Consider the following 19,990-nt stretch of genomic DNA (forward strand, 5'->3'; position numbering starts at 1 on the left):
AAAACTTAAGGTCCGTTTATCTTTTGAACTATTGCTTCTTATAATCTACTGCCTACCGCGCTTAGAACACGATGAGGTTTGTAATTCATGTAATAACGAACCGCCACATAGCCCACTACAAACGTTGCCACAATCAATTCTAGATATGCTAGGTTGAACACTTGATCCACATAGTGAGCTTCCACACCAACAGTTTGCATCCAAGCTGCCAATTTGAATAACGCCGTTGCACCAATCACAATTGGGAAGGTAAATGCGGCATAACCTGGGCTAAACGGTAAACGAAGTAGTTTGAAGAACGCTGCGTAAATGATGAACGTCATCAACACTGCAATACCAAACAATAGACCGATGATAACTGGCGAAGGATCTGCTGAAACCGTTAGGTATCCTGCTAGAGATAGACTTGCAGGTGCAGCCATAATCGCAATGGTAGGTTTCGCTGCGTCAGGCACTTCATGAGAGAAGATCAAACGGTAGATCATCACAGGTAACATTACCGCATAAATCAACAGACCAAAGACCAAAACAGCGTTTGCCACAGGCTCTAGAGTCGGGTTACCAGAGAAGGAAACATCCGCAACAATAATACCGATTGGTGGCACAAACCAGCTTGGCACCATGTGGTGGATCTCAAACTGTTTTGCTCTGTGGTATAGGAAGCTCACCAAGAACACCACGTGCAATGCCACAGATGCCAACCAAACACTTTCGCTGAGGAAGGTCGAAATTGGTGCCAAAGAAGCAGAAACAACCATACAACCCATCGCAAACGTTGGTACAACACTTCCCACGACTGGGTGAGCAAGATCTGCACGCAATAAATGTCCGTGAATCAAAAACTTCACAGCCAAAACAAGAAGCAAACATCCAGCAATCGCTGCGCTTACCCATTGAACCAAACCCGGTGTATGTAAGATATCTTGTGATACTAATACACCATCCCAGCACCAGCCTAAGCTTGCGATTGCTAGTGCTAACCCTGCCATGGGTGTTGGAGCTCCTGTTAATCTATATTTAATACGTTGAATCATGTCAGCCTCTCTTAAACTTAATTCACTAAACTTGTGAACTCATCAGCTTGTTGAAGCCATAATACGCTTGCACTTCGTTAAACAATATCCAATTATATATAACAAGTGTTCACAATTAATGAACAAAACCCATTTTCACCAGCAGAGTTAAACTAGGAATCTGATGGCTAATATTTCAATAAAACAGCTCAAAGTGTTCGTCACTATTACTCAGCACTCGACATTAACTGCTGCCTCTGAGGCTCTGTTTCTTTCTAAGGCCGCTGTCAGCATGGCACTAGGCGAAATGGAGAAGCAACTCGGCCACTCTCTATTTGACCGGGTAAACAACCGACTAATTCTCAACCAGGAGGGACATAAGTTACTTCCATTGGCGGATGAGATATTACACCGTGCTGCTGGTATTGATGTTTTGTTCCGTGATGATCAGCCTTTAAGTGGCAATCTAAAGGTCGGCGCGAGTGACACGATTGGTAATCAGGTCGCACCGTTTATTTTGTCAGGCTTTCGCGAACGAACTCAACATCAGGATCAAAGCTTGTTCATTTCAAACAGTGCGCTTATCTGCCAAAAGTTGGTGGATTATGAACTTGATATCGCGCTAATTGAAGGAAAAACATTACACCCTGAACTCATTTCGAGTCAGTTTAGCAGCGATGAAATGTGTATTATTGTTAGTAATCAACATCCTCTCGTTGCCAAAGAAAAAGTGATTTTAAGCGATTTAGAAGATAGCCATTGGATTTTACGTGAATCAGGTTCAGGGACTCGTGAGTTTTTCCTACGAGCCGTCGCACCGCGTATCGAACATTGGTATGAATCCTTTGAACTCAACACCACAGAGGCGATCATCAATTCAGTTTCCGCCAATCTTGGATTCGCGTGTTTATCACGATTGGCGGCACAACGAGCGATTGATTCAGGCCGAGTAAAAGCGCTTGATGTGCCACTCGACATGAAACGACGTTTCTGGATGCTGGTACACAAAGACAAATACCAGAGCCCGCTGCTGAAATCTTTCATGAGTTATTGTGAAGACTGGGCTACACATCAAGATTGAGGCCGTATAGTTAGGGCTCCAACTGGACTTTTAGCATCAGAAACTGTATAAAAAGCCAGTGAAATTTATCAAACTTAGAGGATTAACCATGGCTGTTATCGTCAAGTACGTGGTGGAACGCAACGGAGAAGAGAAAATGACTTTTACCTCTAAAGCCGAAGCCGACGCATACGACAAAATGCTGGATATGGCTGATGAGCTTTTTGAACTTTTAGGCAAAAGCGATTTAGTTGAAGATGAAGGCAAGCAAGAAGAACTTGCAATGTACCTAGCGAAGAACAAAGAAGAAGTTCTTTACGCATTAGGTGCTAAGCGTAAACCAGCTCCGAAAAAAGCTAAGAAGCTTGAAGCTGTTGAAGACGCAGAAGAAGATGCAGCGTAACTAGCTGATACCTCTGTTGAAAACGTCAATGACACCTCTAATAAGAGTCCGTTATTGGCGTTTTTTTATGCTTATCGAAATATAATGAACTCTGTTTATAGTCGAAATCGCTCTAAACATTCGCTTGCATGAAAGTGTGATAAAGATCTAATCTATAGTCATCAGGTGATGGGGTTCCACCTAAGCTTTTGCTTCAACCGCCCGTTCTTTTGAACCGTGCTAATGACTCCTACAGAATCGAAAACAGGTAATACTGTTGGATGTATCGCTATTCCTCCATTTTGAAATGGACTTAGTCTATTAAGACCAAGCTCCATGACGCCTTTGGATTATCGATACTCAAGATCTGTAGTGAATTAGCCGCACCTCTTCCAACACGTCCTGTTTTCTCAACGCCCTAGGTCTTCAACGACTCTAACTGTGAGAAAACATTATGCACTACTCTTCAGAAATTCAATCAATGTGCCCTATTCAAAGGGGTGATCTACACACTTCAGCACCAATTCCAGTTGAAGGCGCTATGGTTAGTCCAAAAGATGTCATCGCTATTTCTGGCTTAAGCCATGGCGTCGGCACTTGTGCACCACAACAAGGTGCAGCAAAACTAACGCTGAACGTAAAAAACGGCATCATCGAAGAAGCACTAATCGAAACAATTGGCTGTTCAGGCATGACTCAATCAGCCGCGATGGCAGCAGAAATCCTCACCGGAAGAACCATTCTTGAAGCCCTAAATACTGACTTAGTGTGTGACGCTATTAACGTAGCCATGCGTGAAATCTTCCTGCAATTTGTTTACGGTCGAACTCAATCAGCTTTCTCTGAAGGCGGTCTAGAAATTGGCGCTGCATTAGAAGACTTAGGTCAAACACAGCGCAGCCAAGTGGGTACCAGTTACTCAACCGCTGCAAAAGGCGTACGTTACCTAGAGCTTGCAGAAGGTTACGTGACCAAGCTTGCACTTGATGATCACAGCGAAGTGATTGGCTACGAATATCTCAACCTCGGCAAAATGATGAAGGCGATTAACCAAGGCGTGTCAGCCAATGAAGCGGCCGACCTTGCGACAGGGACCTATGGCCGCTTCGATGAAGCCGTGACCACTATTAACCCACGCCAACAGTAATTTTGCCAATTTAGAGGAAAGATATGATGAACACTCAATTTAATGAATCAGTAACTCGCGTATTGGCAGAAATGAACTTCGACTCTTTGGAGCAAGCAAACCAATACTGTTTATCACATAATGTCGACCCAAAAGCATTAGTGATGGACACTCAACCTATCGCTTTTGAAAGCGCTGCCGATGCCTATATCCTTGGCTCAGCACTGGCGCTATTTCGTAAAGCCACCAGCGCAGAACAAGCGGCAAATATTATTGGTGAAGGTCTTCAAGCATTCACCAAACCCGGCAGTGTTGCGGAACAACGCCAAGTTGGTATTGGACATGGCGCGCTAGCCGCTCGTCTTCTCAATGAAGAGAGCCACTGCTTCGCCTTCCTAGCGGGTCACGAGTCTTTTGCTGCAGCAGAAGGTGCGATTAAAATTGCGCTAAACGTCAACAAATCACGCAAAAACCCATTGAAAGTGATCTTAAATGGCCTAGGCAAAGATGCGGCTTATCTTATCTCGCGCATCAACGGCTTCACTTACGTGCGCACTCAATACGATTACCAAACCGGTGAACTTGTTGAAACTGAACGTCGCCGTTTCTCACAAGGCCCTCGCGGCGACATCTTGTGTTACGGCGCTGATGATGTGCGTGAAGGTGTGGCTATCATGCACAGAGAAGAAGTGGATGTCAGTATTACGGGTAACTCAACCAACCCAACTCGCTTCCAACACCCAGTCGCGGGTATCTACAAAGCAGAACGTACTCGCCAAGGTTTGCCATACTTCTCAGTTGCTTCAGGCGGCGGTACAGGTCGAACATTGCACCCAGATAACGTAGCAGCAGGTCCAGCGTCTTACGGCATGACCGATACCATGGGCAGAATGCACGCTGACGCGCAGTTCGCAGGTAGCTCTTCTGTTCCTGCTCACGTAGCGATGATGGGCTTCATCGGCATGGGCAACAACCCAATGGTCGGGGCGACGGTTGCATTGGCTGTGGCAGTGAGTGAATCTCAAAACGCATAACGGCAAAATGAGCCCCACAACCTGCCTGTTAGTTGAGAATCAAGCAATAACGAACGACTAAAACTCTACACCTATCACTAAAACCAAACAGCCAGCCTTATGCTGGCTGTTTTTTATTCACACTTGCTCTACTATCTATTTCTAATAATTATTTGTATCTAAGATTAAATACATTCTGCTGTCGTATTTAACTGCATATTTTCAAAGGAATAATATGAAAGAGCTCATCATTCATACCATTACCGTGTTCATGGGCTTTTTTGCCATCATGAACCCTATCGCCAACACACCAATCTTTCTTGGATTAACGGGTGACAATGATAGGGAGACGGTCAAATCTATCGCTTTCCGCTCGGTGTTCATCGCCTTCATCATCGTCAGCACCTTTGCTGTGTCGGGGAAGCTCATCTTCGACCTCTTTGGTATCACGCTTTACGCACTTCGCATCACTGGCGGGATCCTCGTGTTCTTGATTGGCTTTCATATGCTGCAAGGTGACTCAACGCACTCTAAAGCGAAAGAGAAGGTCAACTCAGACGCCCAACAAGATGCGGCGCTCAGTATCGCCGTCTCGCCATTGGCAATGCCAATATTGGCCGGCCCGGGCACCATTGCCACCGCGATGAACTTTGCCAGCACCGAAGGCATCTACGAAACCATCATCACCATCGTCGCCTTTGGCCTACTATGCGCCTTAACCTACGTATTGTTTGTATTCGGCGAGCGCTTCGTTAAAGCCGTTGGACCAAGTGCATTGAATGTAATTACCCGAATGATGGGTCTAATACTCGCCGTTATCGGTATGCAGATGTTGATTGAAGGTATTGAACAAGCTCATAAGGCGCTGTTTGTTTAAGCTCAGAACAACAAATTTCTGATACAAAAATAGCCAGCGATTCGCTGGCTATTTTTATTTTATTGTTAATCTATAACCTTGTATTTGAAGGCTTTAATTAACAGTACATGACGCTCCGATAAGAGCGTATCAATACTATTTATATTCAATCGTTGTTGTTTCAAATCCTAGTGGCTCTAATACTTTCTTATGCTCAGCCCAAGAAATAAATGATTCTGCATCAGTATTACATACGTCACCTGAGCCTTCCGCACATGGTTTAATACCACCATCATAGTTGACGCTATATTTCTCGGTACTTCCATCATATGTCAGGTTATTAACTTTGTAAGTTTTAAAACCATTGCCTGAAATCACAATATCTTGACGATCTGTTGATGTTAACTGAGCATCGCCTAATACATTCCAACCATCACTACCACTTGCATTATAGTTATTAACGATAACAGTGTAGTTATCAGCATCGTTCATTGTCGTCCATACTGGGTTTTCTTCAGTTCCAGTATTAACCTCCAGGCTCGTCACTGTACCTGATACACCTTTCACATCTTCTGTAAACGTGTAACGCATGCCCGATACGTACGGGAACTTACCAGCATGAGCTCCTTCCGCAAGCGTCGGCTCAATTGTGGTGTCGATAAGATTTCGAATCACTTCGCCTTTAACGGTTAAAATAGACAAGTAGTTCGAGAATGGTAATAATTCTAACGTCGCATTGCCTTCCCTGAAATCACCTGACGCGATATCCGTTCGAACACCACCAGCTCCCACCAAACCAATCTGAACATTTTTACCGGTAACAGTTGCTACCGACTGTTGATTTGCCCAATAAATCATACCTTGAGCAATCATAGGAGCAACATCTGAGCCGTGCTTATCTGTTCCAGCGTCACCAGGGCGACGCTCATGACTGATTTCAGTCGGTGCAGCTGCAACAACATCACCATACGCAGCTTCAAGAGCTGGTTTATAAGTTGCGTCGATACGGGTTCTTAAATCTATATCTTCATCTTTTATCGTAATTTTGTCGTTATTATCAATAAACGAAGTTACATCATCTTTATCAGAACTAATCATTTGATGTTCTCGATGAGAATCGTGATAAAACTCATCATTTGATAATAAAGTATTGTTCCCAACACAGGAGAGAAGATTACCATTTATGTCAAATGATACGTCAACGTCTCCGATAGCTTCCGCATACTGACCAGCTTGAACCACACAGGTCTTCTGTACCTTGTCTTTTTGTGGAATCATTTCGGCATAAATACCATTATTACCTTGATCAAGATCGGTAAAGTCACCAAGTAAAGTATGAGAGTGACCGCCAACAATAATATCGATACCCGTTGTATTGGCAGCAAGCTCCTTATCGGCAGCATTTCCTATGTGTGATAGAACAATGATTTTATTCACACCCTTGGTTTTTAAATCATTTATAGTGGCTTGAGTTGCTGTAATTTGGTCACTAAATGTCACATCACCAGTTCCGGTAGCTATCGTTGGCATATCCCCCAAAACAACACCGATTACAGCGACAACTTTCTCATCATCACTTGCATCAGAAACAGAGGTAATTGCTCTTTTTTCTGAGCCTTCAAATGCAAACAGTTGATAAGGGTATAAATTATCTACATTACTTAAAGACTGATCTTTTGATGCATCCATATTATTTGCTAGCACTGGAAAACTAACTGTATTGATGAACGATGCGAGCTTGTCAGTATCTAAATCGAATTCATGGTTCCCAAGTACCATTGCATCTAACCCCATCTGTGACAACAAGTCTGCATTTGCGGCACCTTCATTTAGCTTAAAGTAAGCGGTACCTTGCCATGCGTCACCACCATGCAAGAATAACAAAGGTTCTTTGTCAGCTTTAGCACCCGCTTTGATATCATCAGCGGCTTTCAATAGGCGAGGATAACCACCAAATTCGTTATAAACCTTCTTGCCATCAGCCCCCATAGTAAAACTTGATTTTACAGGATCAAAATTTGAGTGAGTGTCATTCACATGTGCAATTCGTAATGTCATATCGGGAACAATAATATCGTCACTGTCCGAGCCACAGCCAACCATCGCTACACCGATAGAGAGCACCAGTAAAGACTTAGTAAAATTCATAGAAGATCCTTTATTAATCGTTTTAATGTCGTTGTGGCTGGAAATATACTTAATTAATATAGGGTTATAGTGATCTTCATCTTAATTACGCAGCTGAAAAATTGAGTATTTACTCGGACTGTAAGCACAAGCGATTAATCAACAGAACTCGATCAATTCTTATAATAAACATGGATTTATAAAGAAAATGTGACTCACTCTATTGATACTGCTAACAAGAAGGTGAGTTAGATATGAGTGACAGATATGGAAATGAAAGCATACTGATTGGTTAAATAAAACGCCGTAAGATTAAGAACATGGTGCAGTATCCGGATAATGAAAACTATCGCTAGAAAGACAAGCAATATCATTTTACAGACTTTATCCCAATGCGCCCTTTCATAACGAGGGCGCTCTCTTTATGATGAACGCAATTAAATTAACTTTGCTAACGGCAGCGCTTGTTATTCGAGCCGTTGTTTTGGAATAGCAAAATCAAGACTCAACACATGGAGATTCAACATGGCTTACTTTTCACTAGCCTTCGGTACGGCAACCAAAAACCGCGACAATAAAATCATTGAAGCGTTCTTCCCTAACCCACTTCTAAACCCAAGCGATGCTCTTGTAGCGGCTGTGGCAGAAGTATCAGGTTACACTGAAGGCAACCAAGCTATCGAAATCTCTGCTGCACAAAGCGCAGAACTGGCGAAAGCATTCGCAGCAAACGATGATGCAGCTAACACATCTTTCGCAGAAAAAGCGGCAGCGTCTGAACAGTCACTTGTTCTTGTTGTTCTTGCAACTGACGAGAAGCCAGCATCGGTTGCTGAAGGCTTCCTTAAGCTACAACTTATCTCTAACCGCCTAGTACAACCACACGGTACGGTACTGGACGGCATCTTCGGTCTACTGCACAACATCGCATGGACAAACGAAGGCCCTATCGACCTTCCTGAGCTGGCTGAGCGTCAAATCGAAGCTCGCCTTGCAGGTCGCGCTTTGTCTGTAGATTGCGTAGACAAGTTCCCTAAAATGGTGGATTACGTGGTACCAACAGGTATTCGTATTGCTGATACTTCTCGTGTTCGTCTTGGCGCACATGTGGGCGAAGGCACAACAGTAATGCACGAAGGTTTCATCAACTTCAATGCTGGTACAACTGGCGTGAGCATGGTTGAAGGTCGTATCTCTGCAGGTGTTGTTGTAGGTAACGGTTCTGACATCGGCGGCGGCGCTTCTATCATGGGTACTCTGTCTGGTGGCGGTACTATGGTTATCTCTATCGGCGAAAACTGCCTACTAGGCGCAAACGCTGGTCTTGGCTTCCCTATGGGCGACCGTTGTACGGTTGAGTCTGGTCTTTACGTGACTGCGGGAACTAAGGTTCGCATGCTAGATAAAGAAGGCAACGAAGTAGAAATCATTAAAGCTCGCGACCTAGCTGGCGTTTCTGACCTTCTGTTCCGTCGTAACTCAATCACTGGCCAAATTGAATGTCTTGCGAACAAGTCTGCTGTTGAGCTAAACAGCGAGCTACACAGCAACAACTAATCTAAACGCTAGATGCTAGATGCTAGATGCTAGATGCTAGAAATTACGAAGCCGTTGGGGTTAAATCCAACGGCTTTTCTTTTATATAGGCAGAACAGAGTGGGTTATGCTTTCTCTGCGGCTAGCTGCTCAAGAGCTTGAATAGAAGTCTCTGAAACTAGTGTGCCATCCATGTAATAGCTGACCTTGTCACCATCACGAACGCCTGTCAGTACTGCTTTTTGACCATCGTTGTAAGTAATGTCCATACGAATGGTGTTCTCGTCGATTTGCTGCATCTCACCCCACTCAATCTGACGATTGTTGAAGCCAAGTGGCGCATCTTTCAGTGAATCATCAAGGCTGTCGTTCACATCAATCATGGTATCGACTTTACTATCGAAGATGTGAGGCGCGCCAGTCAATGGGTTTTTACCCGCCCAGAATTCGATCGAGTTGAATACGATGTAATCGGCTGCGGTTGTTAGTGCATAAACCGGAGCAAGCAAGAAGTTGACCCCTGCACGAGCGTAACGGTTATCTACAACCTCAACGTTGAACTTCATTAATTTACCAGTAACGGCGTTACTACCGACACACCCAGCTAACGACATGACAATCGCTGCCACTGCAACTGCTTTTGTGATTGTTGTTTTCATAGTTCCCTCTTATGCCACGATGATTGATTCAGTTTTTGCATAGCCAAACCTGCACACATACAGAAATTCATGGCCTAACAAATTGATTCCATAACATTTAGCGTAGTGGAGATTTTTAGAACAGCAAACTGCAAACGTTAATTTTTTCGCTCTGGTTCCTAAATTTTGAAAATAAAAAAGCGCAGACCTTTCGATCTGCGCTTTTCATTTTTGCATAACCTAGCCTAGATTAATGCGGCTAGTAAGAAAGTGATTAACCCACATTCTTACGTGCGTTTTGGAACATACGCATCCAAGCGCCATTCTCGCCCCAACCTTCCGGAGACCAAGAGTTTGCAACCGTACGGAATACACGCTCTGGGTGCGGCATCATGATAGTCACACGGCCATCTGTCGTCGTTAAACCAGTGATAGCGTTTGGCGAACCGTTCGGGTTGTTCGGGTATTGCTGCGTTTGGTTACCGTTGTTATCAACGTAACGTAGTGCAACCGTACCTGAGTTTTCAATCGCGTTTAGGTGGTCGTTGTCACGCACTTCTACGCGGCCTTCACCGTGAGAAACTGCGATTGGCATACGAGAGCCTTCCATGCCGTTGAAGAATACAGAATCTGACTTCTGAACCTCAACTAGGCTGAAACGCGCTTCGAAACGCTCTGATTCATTGCGAACGAAACGTGGCCAGTACTCAGCTCCTGGGATAAGTTCACGTAGGTTAGACAACATCTGACAACCGTTACACACACCTAGAGAGAAGGTATCTTCACGCTTGAAGAAGTTTTCAAACTGGTCACGAGTAGAGTCGTTAAACAGAACTGACTTAGCCCAACCTTCACCAGCGCCTAGTACATCACCGTAAGAGAAGCCACCACAAGCCACAAGGCCGTTGTACTCTTCTAGAACCGCTTGACCCGTTAAGATATCGCTCATGTGAATATCGGTAGCTTCGAAGCCTGCGCGGTCAAATGCTGCTGCCATTTCAACGTGAGAGTTAACACCCTGCTCACGCAGAATCGCCATCTTAGGCTTAGCACCTGTATTGATGAACGGCGCCGCAATATCTTCGTTAACGTCAAAGCTTAGTTTCACGTTCAGACCTGGGTCTGAATTGTCTTTCTTCGCTTCGTGTTCTTGGTCAGCACACACTGGGTTATCACGTAGACCTTGCATCTTGTGCGTGGTTTCAGCCCAGATAGTACGTAGTTCAGTACGGTTACGTTCAATCACTACAGACTCGCCAGACTTAATCACTAGCTCATCAGAAGCTTCAACAGAACCAATAACATGTGAACACGTTTCTAGGCCGTTTTCTGCAAGAGTAGCAAGTACAGCGTCTAGGTCATCGTTGCGAACTTGGATTACTGCACCCAGTTCTTCGTTGAATAGTGCCGCAAGTGTATCTTCGCCTAACGCCGCAATATCAGCGTTAACACCACAGTGACCTGCGAACGCCATTTCAGCTAGCGTTACGAATAGACCACCGTCACCTTTATCGTGGTAAGCGACAACTTGGTCGTTCGCTACAAGTGCTTGAACGCCTTCGTAGAAACCTTTTAGTTGCGCTGCGTTGTCTACGTCTGCTGGTTTATCACCAAGCTGCTTGTATACCTGTGCAAGTGCCGTCGCACCCATACGGTTCTTGCCGTTACCTAGGTCGATAAGAACTAGGCTTGTATTGCCTTTGTCAGTGCGCAATTGAGGAGTAATTGTCTTACGAACATCTTCAACACGTGCGAACGCAGTGATAACAAGAGATAGCGGAGACGTTACTTCTTTCTGCTCGCCGTTCTCTTCCCACTTAGTCTTCATCGACATTGAGTCTTTACCCACTGGGATAGTTAGACCCAATGCTGGACATAGTTCTTCACCCACCGCTTTAACCGCTTCGTAAAGACCTGCATCTTCACCTGGGTGACCTGCTGGAGACATCCAGTTAGCCGACAGTTTAATGTGTTTGATATCACCGATGTTGGTCGCTGCGATGTTAGTAATTGCTTCACCAACCGCTAGACGAGCCGATGCGCCGAAGTCTAGAAGTGCCACTGGCGTACGCTCACCAAGAGACATAGCCTCACCGTGGTAAGAGTCGTAGCTTGCCGCTGTTACAGCACAGTTAGCAACAGGAACCTGCCAAGGTCCAACCATTTGGTCACGAGCTACAAGGCCTGTTACCGAGCGGTCACCGATGGTGATAAGGAATGTTTTCTCAGCGACTGTTGGTAGACGAAGAACACGGTCAACCGCTTCGTTCATCTCGATGCCAGAACGGTCAATCGCAGGGTTGTTTGCTTTTAGCGTTTTCGCGTCACGGTGCATCTTAGGTGTTTTACCTAATAGGATGTCCATTGGCATGTCGATTGGCGTGTTGTCGAAGTGTGAATCTTCAAGTTTAAGATCACGTTCTTCCGTTGCTTTACCAACCACTGCGTATGGTGCACGCTCACGCTTACAAATCGCGTCGAATGTTGCCATGTCTTTATCAGCAACTGCCATTACGTAACGCTCTTGAGATTCGTTACACCAGATCTCAAGTGGGCTCATGCCCGGCTCATCGTTTGGTACGTCACGTAGGTTGAAGATACCGCCACGCTCACCGTCGTCTACTAGCTCAGGAAGTGCATTCGAGATGCCGCCCGCGCCCACATCATGGATGAATGCGATTGGGTTCGCATCACCTAGCTGCCAACAACGGTCGATAACTTCCTGACAACGACGCTCCATCTCTGGGTTTTCACGTTGTACAGAAGCGAAATCAAGGTCTTCAGAAGACGAACCAGAATCCATTGAAGATGCCGCACCGCCACCAAGGCCGATGTTCATCGCAGGACCACCAAGAACGATCAGGCTTGCACCTACTGGGATCTCTTTCTTCTGAACATGATCATCACGAATGTTACCTAGACCACCAGCCAGCATGATTGGCTTGTGGTAACCACGTACTTCTTCACCTGCGTGAGAGTTTACTTTCTCTTCGTAAGTACGGAAGTAACCTAGTAGGTTTGGACGACCAAATTCGTTGTTGAATGCTGCGCCACCAAGAGGACCTTCAAGCATGATATCCAGAGCAGTTACGATACGGCTCGGCTTACCAAAGTCTGTTTCCCAAGGTTGAACGAAGTTAGGGATCTTAAGGTTAGATACAGAGAAAGCAACAAGACCCGCTTTTGGCTTACCACCAATACCGGTTGCGCCTTCATCACGAATTTCACCGCCTGAACCTGTCGATGCGCCCGGCCACGGAGAGATTGCCGTTGGGTGGTTGTGCGTTTCAACTTTCATCAAGATGTGTGTTTTCTCTTGGTGGTAGTTGTACTGGCGAGTTTCTGGATCTGGGAAGAAACGACCAACTTCAGAGCCAGTCATAACTGCTGCGTTATCTTTATAAGCAGACAGAACGTGTTCTGGTGTCGTTTCAAAGGTGTTCTTAATCATCTTGAACAATGATTTTTCTTGTTTAACGCCATCGATAGTCCAATCAGCGTTAAAGATCTTGTGACGACAGTGCTCTGAGTTCGCTTGTGCAAACATCATTAGCTCGATGTCAGTCGGGTTGCGACCTAGCTTCTCAGTGAAGCTTTCAAGAAGGTAATCAATCTCATCTTCTGCAAGTGCAAGACCTAGGGTAACGTTTGCTTTTTCAAGCGCTTTACGTCCGCCAGTTAATAGGTCAACTTCCGCATAAGGAGCAGGCTCAGCAACGGTAAATAGTGCCGCCGCTGATTCAAAGTCAGTGAAAACCACTTCCATCATACGGTCGTGCAGGATTGCTTTCAGCTCAACAAGTTGAAGTTCAGAAAGTTCAGCAGAGGTTTCAATGTAGAAAGCAGTACCGCGCTCTAGACGTGACACTTTAGCCAGTCCGCAGTTGTGTGCGATATCGGTTGATTTTGAAGACCAAGGCGAGATAGTGCCTGGGCGTGGCGTTGCAAGCAGCAGTAAACCTTCAGGTTCATGCTCTTCAATCGTTGGACCGTAAGTCAGTAGCTTTTCTAGCTTCTCAACTTCAGACTCATCTAGATCTGACGTTAGATCAGCAAAGTGGGCAAACTCAGCGTAAATACCTGTTACAGGTAAGCTTAATTCACGACAAAGCTCTAAAAGCTTGTTAACACGAAACTCAGATAGAGCTGGGGAGCCACGCAAAATTCTCATGTGCTTACGTCTCTTATGCAGTTGATTAAGGTAGTATTGGAATAAATTCAGTGGGTTATAGGAACAACCTAACTGTTTTCTTCGAAGCTATTCCCGAAGGTTGCCAAACCTATGCCGATTCCACCTCTTCAATGCGAGCGCATTATAAAGCATTTCTTTTTGTGACGTAACACCAAAAGCAACCGTTTGCGTGATTTTTTTTATCTTTCTGCGTAAATGGTACTTTTGCTGCATTTATCACCACTTTTACAACTGTTTAATTAAACCTGCTTTGCCAGCCTTGCGGGGTTTGGTATAAAGGGGCTTCCACTTTTCGAGATTTCATTTTGATGCCTAAATTTACGCTCATCTTTTCGTCTAAGTTCCTTCTGCTCGCCATCGCCCTATTTGGGTTGGCTGGATGCCAGATTGAATCTGAACCTAAAAGTGTCCTTGAGCAGATACGAGATCGTGGCGTTCTTCGTGTCGGCACCCTAAATAACCAACTCTCTTATTACATCGGTCCTGATGGCCCTGCTGGCTTGGATTACGAATTAGCTCGTGAATTTGCGCAGGAGCTTGGTGTAAAGCTTGAGGTTAAACCCGCTTACCGTTTGTCTGGCTTGTTCCCTGCACTGCAGAAAGGCGAGATCGATCTTATCGCGACCGGCTTAACACAAAACAACAAACTGACACGCGCTTATCGCGCCGCGCCTGCTTATTACTATGTAAGCCAACAGGTCGTATACAAAAAGGGCCAGTGGCGACCAAGAAACCTTGAACAACTGATCAATTTCGAGAATGAGCGTCAGGCTGACTTTGTTAAAGCGCAAACTGAATCAGAAGAGGCGGCGTCTACTGACACATTAACGCCATCTTTGGTTGTGGTGAAAGACTCACACTTTGAGCCAACACTAAAACAGCTGCAGAAAACACACGATGACTTTATCTATGATGCGGTCGGCAATGCTGATATCAACGACCTGCTCAAAGAAGTATCGACTGGCGAGCGCTTATTTACGGTTGCAGACTCAATTGAGCTATCACTGGCACAACGTTTATACCCAGACGTAGCTTTGGCTTTTGAACTGACAGAAGACCAACCTATCTCTTGGTATTTGCAGAAGTCTGAAGATGAAAGCCTTTACGCTCTGTTGATTGAGTTCTTCGGTAACCTAAAACAGTCTGGTGAACTGGCTTCACTGGAAGAGAAATACATCGGCCACATCGGTACTTTTGACTACGTTGATACTCGCGCCTTTATCCGCGCACTAGACAGCAAGCTGCCAAAATGGTCGCCGCTATTTCAAAAGTACTCTCAAGAATTTGATTGGCGTTTGATTGCCGCTTTGGCCTATCAAGAATCACACTGGAACCCTGTTGCGCGCTCACCAACGGGTGTTCGTGGCATGATGATGTTGACACTACCCACCGCGAAGAGTGTTGGGGTAACCAACCGTCTCGACCCGAAACAGTCGGTACAAGGTGGTGTTGAGTATCTGCGCCGGATCGTGAACCGAGTGCCAGATTCAATCACTCAACACGAAAAGATCTGGTTTGCCTTAGCCTCATACAATGTAGGTTACGGACACATGATGGATGCTCGACGCTTAACCAAAGCACAAGGTGGTGATCCTGACGCTTGGGGTGATGTGAAAGACAGGTTGCCTCTATTGAGACAGAAGAAATACTACAGCCAAACTCGATATGGGTATGCGCGTGGTGATGAAGCGAGAAACTACGTTGAAAACATTCGCCGTTATTACCAAAGCATTATTGGCCATGTAAATAAGCGCAATAAAGAACAAGAAGCGACCCTTGAAGGTTTGGTGGTGATCCCACCTTTAGAAACCTCAGGTGCTGAATCGAGTATCAGCGCAGCTCAGTCGACAGTTAGCAGTTCTGAGCCTTCGCAATAAAAACCAAAAGAGCAATGCCATCTAGCATTGCTCTTTTTTATTGTCTTTTTTCGACTCTTCTTTCGTCACTAAGGGATAAGGAAAGCAGGCAAGAAAATGATGATGAGATCTCGAGTGTCATATTGCAGTAACAATCGAACCTTATAACGGCACACCACAATTAAGATTATGCTCTGTTGCACTTCGATCCTGGCTTTCGACTAGAACTGCTCTTCTATTTAAGCCAAGCGTGCGACAGGCCAAACAAACGAATAACACTATAATTAAATCGTTAGTCCAAACTAAAAAGTCAGACGACAAATAGGAAATCATTGAAATGATGAAGAAACTGAAATCGAAACGCCTTGATAAGACCGTTGCTGCAAACCGTCGTAAGCGTATGCTTTCAAATAATAAGAAGAAGATCATTTGGCGCAATCGCGCTTTCATGCAGATGATTGCTGAGTAAATGTAGTTACTCAGTCAGTTTGCTTGGCACTCTTGCTATTGAGAGTGCCAAAAGCACGCTGCTATTTCTTGTTGCTAGCCTTCATCTCTGCTTCTAAACTCTGCTCTTCCAACAGACGTTCTTGCTTTCGCTTCTCTTTTATCTCTTTTCTACGACGCTTGAAAAACGCTTGTAATTGCTCACGGCACTCTTCCTCTAACAAACCATGTTCAACGTCGGCATAGTGGTATGAGGCCTGGCTTTCAAACAAATTCAACACTGTACCTGCAGCACCCGCTTTTAAGTCTGGGGCGCCAAACACAATCCGTTTTACTCGGCTGTGTAGCAAGGCACCCGCGCACATTGGGCAAGGCTCTAGCGTGACATATAAAGTGGTATCGAGTAGCCGATAGTTTTCTAAGGTTTGACCGGCTTTACGCAAGGTTTCAATTTCTGCGTGTGCCGTAGCATCGTGGCTGCCAATCGAACGGTTCCATCCTTCAGAGATAATCTCCCCATCTTTCACTAATACAGCACCCACAGGAACCTCTCCCTCACTCTCTGCTTGCTTAGCTACCTCAATGGCGCGTCGCATGAAGATTTCATCTTGAGGGGTGAATTGATGGTCTGACAAAGGGAACTCCAGATACAAAGGATAAAAACGAAAATAGGTATGCGGTGAAGCATACCTAATCTTCGTGATAATGAACAATAAAGAGATAATAGACAACAAGAGACAATGAACCATTGCCGCTTGTTGGTTGGTCTAACTGTTAGCTATTAGCATCTTCTGTGTCATCGACTATTGGCGTCGCTTTGATACTCACTATGCGATTGTTCTCAACAGAGATAATTTCAAACTGCCACTGCTGGTATTGAACAACTTCGCCTGCATCCGGTAAACGCCCGATTAACCAAGTCACAAGGCCATTCAACGTTTGGAAGCTCTCGCTTTCGCCCTCAAAATCCGATAGCTCTAAACGGTTTTTCAGTTCACTGATAGGAATCAATCCATCCACCAGCAAACCGTCTTCCACTTGCTCGGTCCAAAGATCGTTCGGGTTATTCGATAGCTCGCCAGCAATCGCCTCGAGAATATCGTAATGAGTCACAAGACCTTGAACATCGCCATACTCGTCAACAATGAATGCCATCTCAGTACCCGACTCTTTAAAGTAGCCAAGTAAACGCAGAGCTTTCATCGATTCTGGAACATAGATCGGCGAGCGAGACAGCCCCATGATCACTTGAATGCTCAAATTGCCCGCCTGATTCAGCAAGGCTTTGGCTGACACTGTACCCACCACTTTATTGAGGTGGTCTTGGCACAATGGAAATACACTGTGTTTTGATGAGCGCAGTTTCTTTAAGATTTGCTCTACTGGTTGGTCGACATCCAGAAAATCGATGTCTCGACGCGGAGTCATCAATGAGCTCACAAGGCGATCATCAAGCTGCAAGATATTACGAATCATCTCTTGTTCGCCGCGTTCAATCACACCCGATTCAGAGCCCTCTTTCACAAGTGCATGGATATCATCTTCAGTAACGCTATCTTCTTCACCGCCTCGGCCCATCAACTTAAGAATACCTTCCGTTGAAGCCGACAGCGCAAACACAAACGGCGTCGCGATTTTAGATAACCAGAAGATTGGCAACGCGACTAACACAGCGATGTTTTCAGCTTGAGACTGAGCAAAACGCTTTGGTACCAACTCACCGACAACGATGGCGAAATAGGTAATACCTACCACCACAACCGCAGTAGACAAGATATTCGCTTGTGTTGGGTCTAATCCCCACAGTTCAAGTTGAACGGCCAGTGGAGCCGATAGCGTCGCCTCACCCACAATACCGCTGAGTAGGCCGATTACCGTGATACCGATTTGGATTGTAGAGAGGAAGCGGGTTGGGTTTTCTTTGAGCTCAAGAGCAATCTGAGCGGAACGGTGTTTTTCGGCTAAGCGTTTCAGCCGACTATTTTTTGCTGCTACCAATGCAATCTCTGACATGGCAAACAGACCATTTAAAACAATTAACCCTACTAAAAGCAGAATTTTCATGTGGCTTGGATTTCCTAAATTTACCGGCCAACAATTAGCCGTAATCCGGAGTATAAGCTGAGTGCGTTTGTTTTGGATATAAAAATTTTTGGATATAAAAAAGTCTTGTATATAGAAAAAATAGCGAAAAAAAAGCCCGCACATTTCGGTGCGGGCTTCGTTGATTTTTATGTTACTTACTTTTGCTTTTCTTACTTCGCTTACATTGTGTAAGTGTAAGGTGCTTGGATACCTAGTGGGATACCAAGAGCCCAGTAAGCTAGCAAGAAGATAGACCAACCGATTAGCATCGCAATCGAGAATGGCATCATTAGAGAAGCTAGAGTACCGATACCTGTCGACTTAACGTAGCGCTGACAGTAAACAACAACCAGTGGGAAGAACACCATTAGTGGAGAGATGATGTTAGACACTGAGTCACCTACACGGTAAGCCGCTTGAGATAGCTCAGGAGAGATACCCACAACCATTAGCATTGGAACTAGGATTGGACCGATAAGAGCCCACTTAGCTGAAGCCGAACCTACAAGCAGGTTAACTGAAGCCGTTAGTAGAATCATACCAACAACCGTTGCTTCACCAGGAAGGTCCATCGCTTTCAAGCCTTCAGCACCGTAAAGTGCCAGCATAGTACCGATGTTTGATTGAGCGAATGCAGATAGGAACTGAGCACAGAAGAACGACATTACAATGTATGCGCCCATCGTTGCCATCGTCTCAGACATTGCTTTGATAACATCATTACTATTCTTGAATGTACCCGCTACACGGCCGTAAACGATACCCGGAATAATAAACAGGATGAAGATCAGAGGAACGATAGACTTCATCACTGGTGCTGAGAACGCTGTTAGCTCACCTTCAGGCGAACGAAGTGCTGAGTTTTCAGGAACCAAAGCTGCGATAAGCAGACCAATACCTGCAACCATTGCCCAACCAGCAAATTTGAATGCTTTAGATTCGATTGCCGTGAACGTGCCTAGATCAGGAGCTTGCTCTGCATCTTCATCAACAGGAGTGTTAGCAAGACGAGGCTCGATAATCTTCTCAGTTACGTACCAACCGATAGCAACAATAAGAACTGAAGATAGGCCAGTAAAGAAGATGTTCGCTAGAGGGTTAACCACGTATGCAGGGTCAAGAACGTTTGCCGCTGTTTGAGTGAAACCTGCTAGTAGCGGATCAATACCTGAAGGGATAAAGTTCGCAGAGAAACCACCTGATACACCAGCAAACGCTGCTGCAATACCCGCTAGAGGGTGACGACCCGCAGCGTGGAAGATGATACCGCCAAGAGGGATTACTAGAACGTAACCTGCATCTGCTGCTGTGTGAGACACAATAGCAACAAGAATTAGCATTGGCGTTAGTAGCTTAGCTGGCGTGAAGTTAAGCATCTTCTTAAGGCCAGTCGTAATGAAGCCTGAAGAATCTGCAACGCCAACACCTAGCATAGCAACAAGTACGATGCCTAGAGGCGCGAAGCCTGTGAACGTGGTAACCATATTCGCTAGGAAGCTAGCAAGCGCTTCACCAGTTAGTAGGTTGTTTACTTCAAGAGCAGCACCCGTTTGAGGGTTGATTAAGTCGAATGAAAGATTCGATAAAAGTGCAGATGCTACCCATTGTGCAGCGTCGCGCGTTTTGAACACTTGCACCCTACCAAAATGAACAATGATG

Annotated in this window: 15 protein-coding genes and 1 riboswitch; of the genes, 8 read left to right on the forward strand and 7 right to left on the reverse strand. The window is 45.2% G+C overall.

What is annotated here, in order from left to right; genetic code table 11:
- Nucleotides 1-38: 38 nt before the first annotated feature.
- Nucleotides 39-1,034: a TDT family transporter gene (locus tag AB6E85_RS23980; RefSeq protein ID WP_050633773.1), complete on the reverse strand. Its 996-nt coding sequence runs from the start codon at nt 1,032-1,034 to the stop codon at nt 39-41.
- A 163-nt stretch (nt 1,035-1,197) separates the two neighbouring features.
- On the opposite strand from AB6E85_RS23980, the gene AB6E85_RS23985 reads away from it, so the two are divergent.
- The 5 genes from AB6E85_RS23985 (at nt 1,198) to AB6E85_RS24005 (ending at nt 5,471) form a co-directional block, all read left to right on the forward strand.
- Nucleotides 1,198-2,094, forward strand: a complete 897-nt coding sequence (locus tag AB6E85_RS23985) for a LysR family transcriptional regulator (RefSeq protein WP_050052897.1) — start codon at nt 1,198-1,200, stop codon at nt 2,092-2,094.
- Nucleotides 2,095-2,182: 88 nt separating this feature from the next.
- Nucleotides 2,183-2,476, forward strand: coding sequence for a YebG family protein (locus AB6E85_RS23990; protein WP_008223840.1), 294 nt, complete (start codon nt 2,183-2,185; stop codon nt 2,474-2,476).
- A gap of 155 nt (nt 2,477-2,631) precedes the next feature.
- Nucleotides 2,632-2,715: riboswitch (Fluoride riboswitch) on the forward strand.
- A gap of 194 nt (nt 2,716-2,909) precedes the next feature.
- The gene (locus AB6E85_RS23995; RefSeq protein ID WP_017079913.1) at nt 2,910-3,602 is read left to right on the forward strand and encodes an iron-sulfur cluster assembly scaffold protein; all 693 of its coding nucleotides are present in this window, start codon (nt 2,910-2,912) and stop codon (nt 3,600-3,602) included.
- A 23-nt stretch (nt 3,603-3,625) separates the two neighbouring features.
- Nucleotides 3,626-4,615: a GGGtGRT protein gene (locus AB6E85_RS24000; RefSeq protein WP_065676367.1), complete on the forward strand. Its 990-nt coding sequence runs from the start codon at nt 3,626-3,628 to the stop codon at nt 4,613-4,615.
- A 214-nt stretch (nt 4,616-4,829) separates the two neighbouring features.
- Nucleotides 4,830-5,471 carry a MarC family protein gene (locus tag AB6E85_RS24005; protein ID WP_048614308.1) on the forward strand — a complete coding sequence of 214 codons (642 nt, stop codon included), beginning with the start codon at nt 4,830-4,832 and terminating at the stop codon, nt 5,469-5,471.
- Nucleotides 5,472-5,606: 135 nt separating this feature from the next.
- Here the strand turns inward: AB6E85_RS24005 and AB6E85_RS24010 are convergent, their stop codons facing one another.
- Nucleotides 5,607-7,598, reverse strand: a complete 1,992-nt coding sequence (locus AB6E85_RS24010; RefSeq protein WP_048615245.1) for a bifunctional UDP-sugar hydrolase/5'-nucleotidase — start codon at nt 7,596-7,598, stop codon at nt 5,607-5,609.
- Between the two features lie 504 nt (nt 7,599-8,102).
- Between AB6E85_RS24010 and dapD the strand changes: the two genes are divergently transcribed.
- Entirely contained in the window at nt 8,103-9,134 is a 1,032-nt protein-coding gene (dapD, locus tag AB6E85_RS24015) for a 2,3,4,5-tetrahydropyridine-2,6-dicarboxylate N-succinyltransferase (protein WP_248384712.1), read from the forward strand.
- A gap of 104 nt (nt 9,135-9,238) precedes the next feature.
- On the opposite strand, the gene AB6E85_RS24020 is transcribed toward dapD, so the two are convergent.
- A complete protein-coding gene (locus AB6E85_RS24020) occupies nt 9,239-9,772 on the reverse strand; it encodes a DUF3332 domain-containing protein (protein WP_048608024.1) in 534 nt (177 codons plus the stop codon).
- A gap of 253 nt (nt 9,773-10,025) precedes the next feature.
- The gene (purL, locus tag AB6E85_RS24025) at nt 10,026-13,922 is read right to left on the reverse strand and encodes a phosphoribosylformylglycinamidine synthase (protein ID WP_372144495.1); all 3,897 of its coding nucleotides are present in this window, start codon (nt 13,920-13,922) and stop codon (nt 10,026-10,028) included.
- A gap of 329 nt (nt 13,923-14,251) precedes the next feature.
- Here purL and mltF point away from each other — a divergent pair, with 329 nt between their 5' ends.
- Complete coding sequence (gene mltF / locus AB6E85_RS24030) at nt 14,252-15,820, forward strand: membrane-bound lytic murein transglycosylase MltF (protein WP_048614314.1); 1,569 nt, start codon at nt 14,252-14,254, stop codon at nt 15,818-15,820.
- A gap of 316 nt (nt 15,821-16,136) precedes the next feature.
- Entirely contained in the window at nt 16,137-16,268 is a 132-nt protein-coding gene (locus AB6E85_RS24035) for a hypothetical protein (RefSeq protein WP_017059878.1), read from the forward strand.
- Between the two features lie 61 nt (nt 16,269-16,329).
- Here AB6E85_RS24035 and tadA read toward each other — a convergent pair whose 3' ends face one another.
- The 3 genes from tadA to AB6E85_RS24050 form a co-directional block, all read right to left on the reverse strand.
- Complete coding sequence (gene tadA, locus AB6E85_RS24040) at nt 16,330-16,881, reverse strand: tRNA adenosine(34) deaminase TadA (RefSeq protein ID WP_372144497.1); 552 nt, start codon at nt 16,879-16,881, stop codon at nt 16,330-16,332.
- A 139-nt stretch (nt 16,882-17,020) separates the two neighbouring features.
- On the reverse strand, nt 17,021-18,310 hold the full coding sequence (locus AB6E85_RS24045) for a hemolysin family protein (RefSeq protein ID WP_050646966.1): 1,290 nt from the start codon (nt 18,308-18,310) through the stop codon (nt 17,021-17,023).
- A gap of 200 nt (nt 18,311-18,510) precedes the next feature.
- Nucleotides 18,511-19,989, reverse strand: a complete 1,479-nt coding sequence (locus AB6E85_RS24050) for an AbgT family transporter (RefSeq protein WP_372144499.1) — start codon at nt 19,987-19,989, stop codon at nt 18,511-18,513.
- Nucleotide 19,990 lies beyond the last annotated feature (1 nt).

It is taken from the genome of Vibrio sp. 10N.247.311.51 (genome assembly GCF_041467855.1).
Lineage (GTDB): Bacteria > Pseudomonadota > Gammaproteobacteria > Enterobacterales > Vibrionaceae > Vibrio > Vibrio coralliirubri.

Coding starts and splice junctions, on each gene's coding strand:
- AB6E85_RS23980 (WP_050633773.1), bottom strand. CDS start 1,034: ATGATTCAACGTATTAAATATAGATTAACAGGAGCTCCAACACCCATG.
- AB6E85_RS23985 (WP_050052897.1), top strand. CDS start 1,198: ATGGCTAATATTTCAATAAAACAGCTCAAAGTGTTCGTCACTATTACT.
- AB6E85_RS23990 (WP_008223840.1), top strand. CDS start 2,183: ATGGCTGTTATCGTCAAGTACGTGGTGGAACGCAACGGAGAAGAGAAA.
- AB6E85_RS23995 (WP_017079913.1), top strand. CDS start 2,910: ATGCACTACTCTTCAGAAATTCAATCAATGTGCCCTATTCAAAGGGGT.
- AB6E85_RS24000 (WP_065676367.1), top strand. CDS start 3,626: ATGATGAACACTCAATTTAATGAATCAGTAACTCGCGTATTGGCAGAA.
- AB6E85_RS24005 (WP_048614308.1), top strand. CDS start 4,830: ATGAAAGAGCTCATCATTCATACCATTACCGTGTTCATGGGCTTTTTT.
- AB6E85_RS24010 (WP_048615245.1), bottom strand. CDS start 7,598: ATGAATTTTACTAAGTCTTTACTGGTGCTCTCTATCGGTGTAGCGATG.
- dapD (WP_248384712.1), top strand. CDS start 8,103: ATGGCTTACTTTTCACTAGCCTTCGGTACGGCAACCAAAAACCGCGAC.
- AB6E85_RS24020 (WP_048608024.1), bottom strand. CDS start 9,772: ATGAAAACAACAATCACAAAAGCAGTTGCAGTGGCAGCGATTGTCATG.
- purL (WP_372144495.1), bottom strand. CDS start 13,922: ATGAGAATTTTGCGTGGCTCCCCAGCTCTATCTGAGTTTCGTGTTAAC.
- mltF (WP_048614314.1), top strand. CDS start 14,252: ATGCCTAAATTTACGCTCATCTTTTCGTCTAAGTTCCTTCTGCTCGCC.
- AB6E85_RS24035 (WP_017059878.1), top strand. CDS start 16,137: ATGATGAAGAAACTGAAATCGAAACGCCTTGATAAGACCGTTGCTGCA.
- AB6E85_RS24045 (WP_050646966.1), bottom strand. CDS start 18,310: ATGAAAATTCTGCTTTTAGTAGGGTTAATTGTTTTAAATGGTCTGTTT.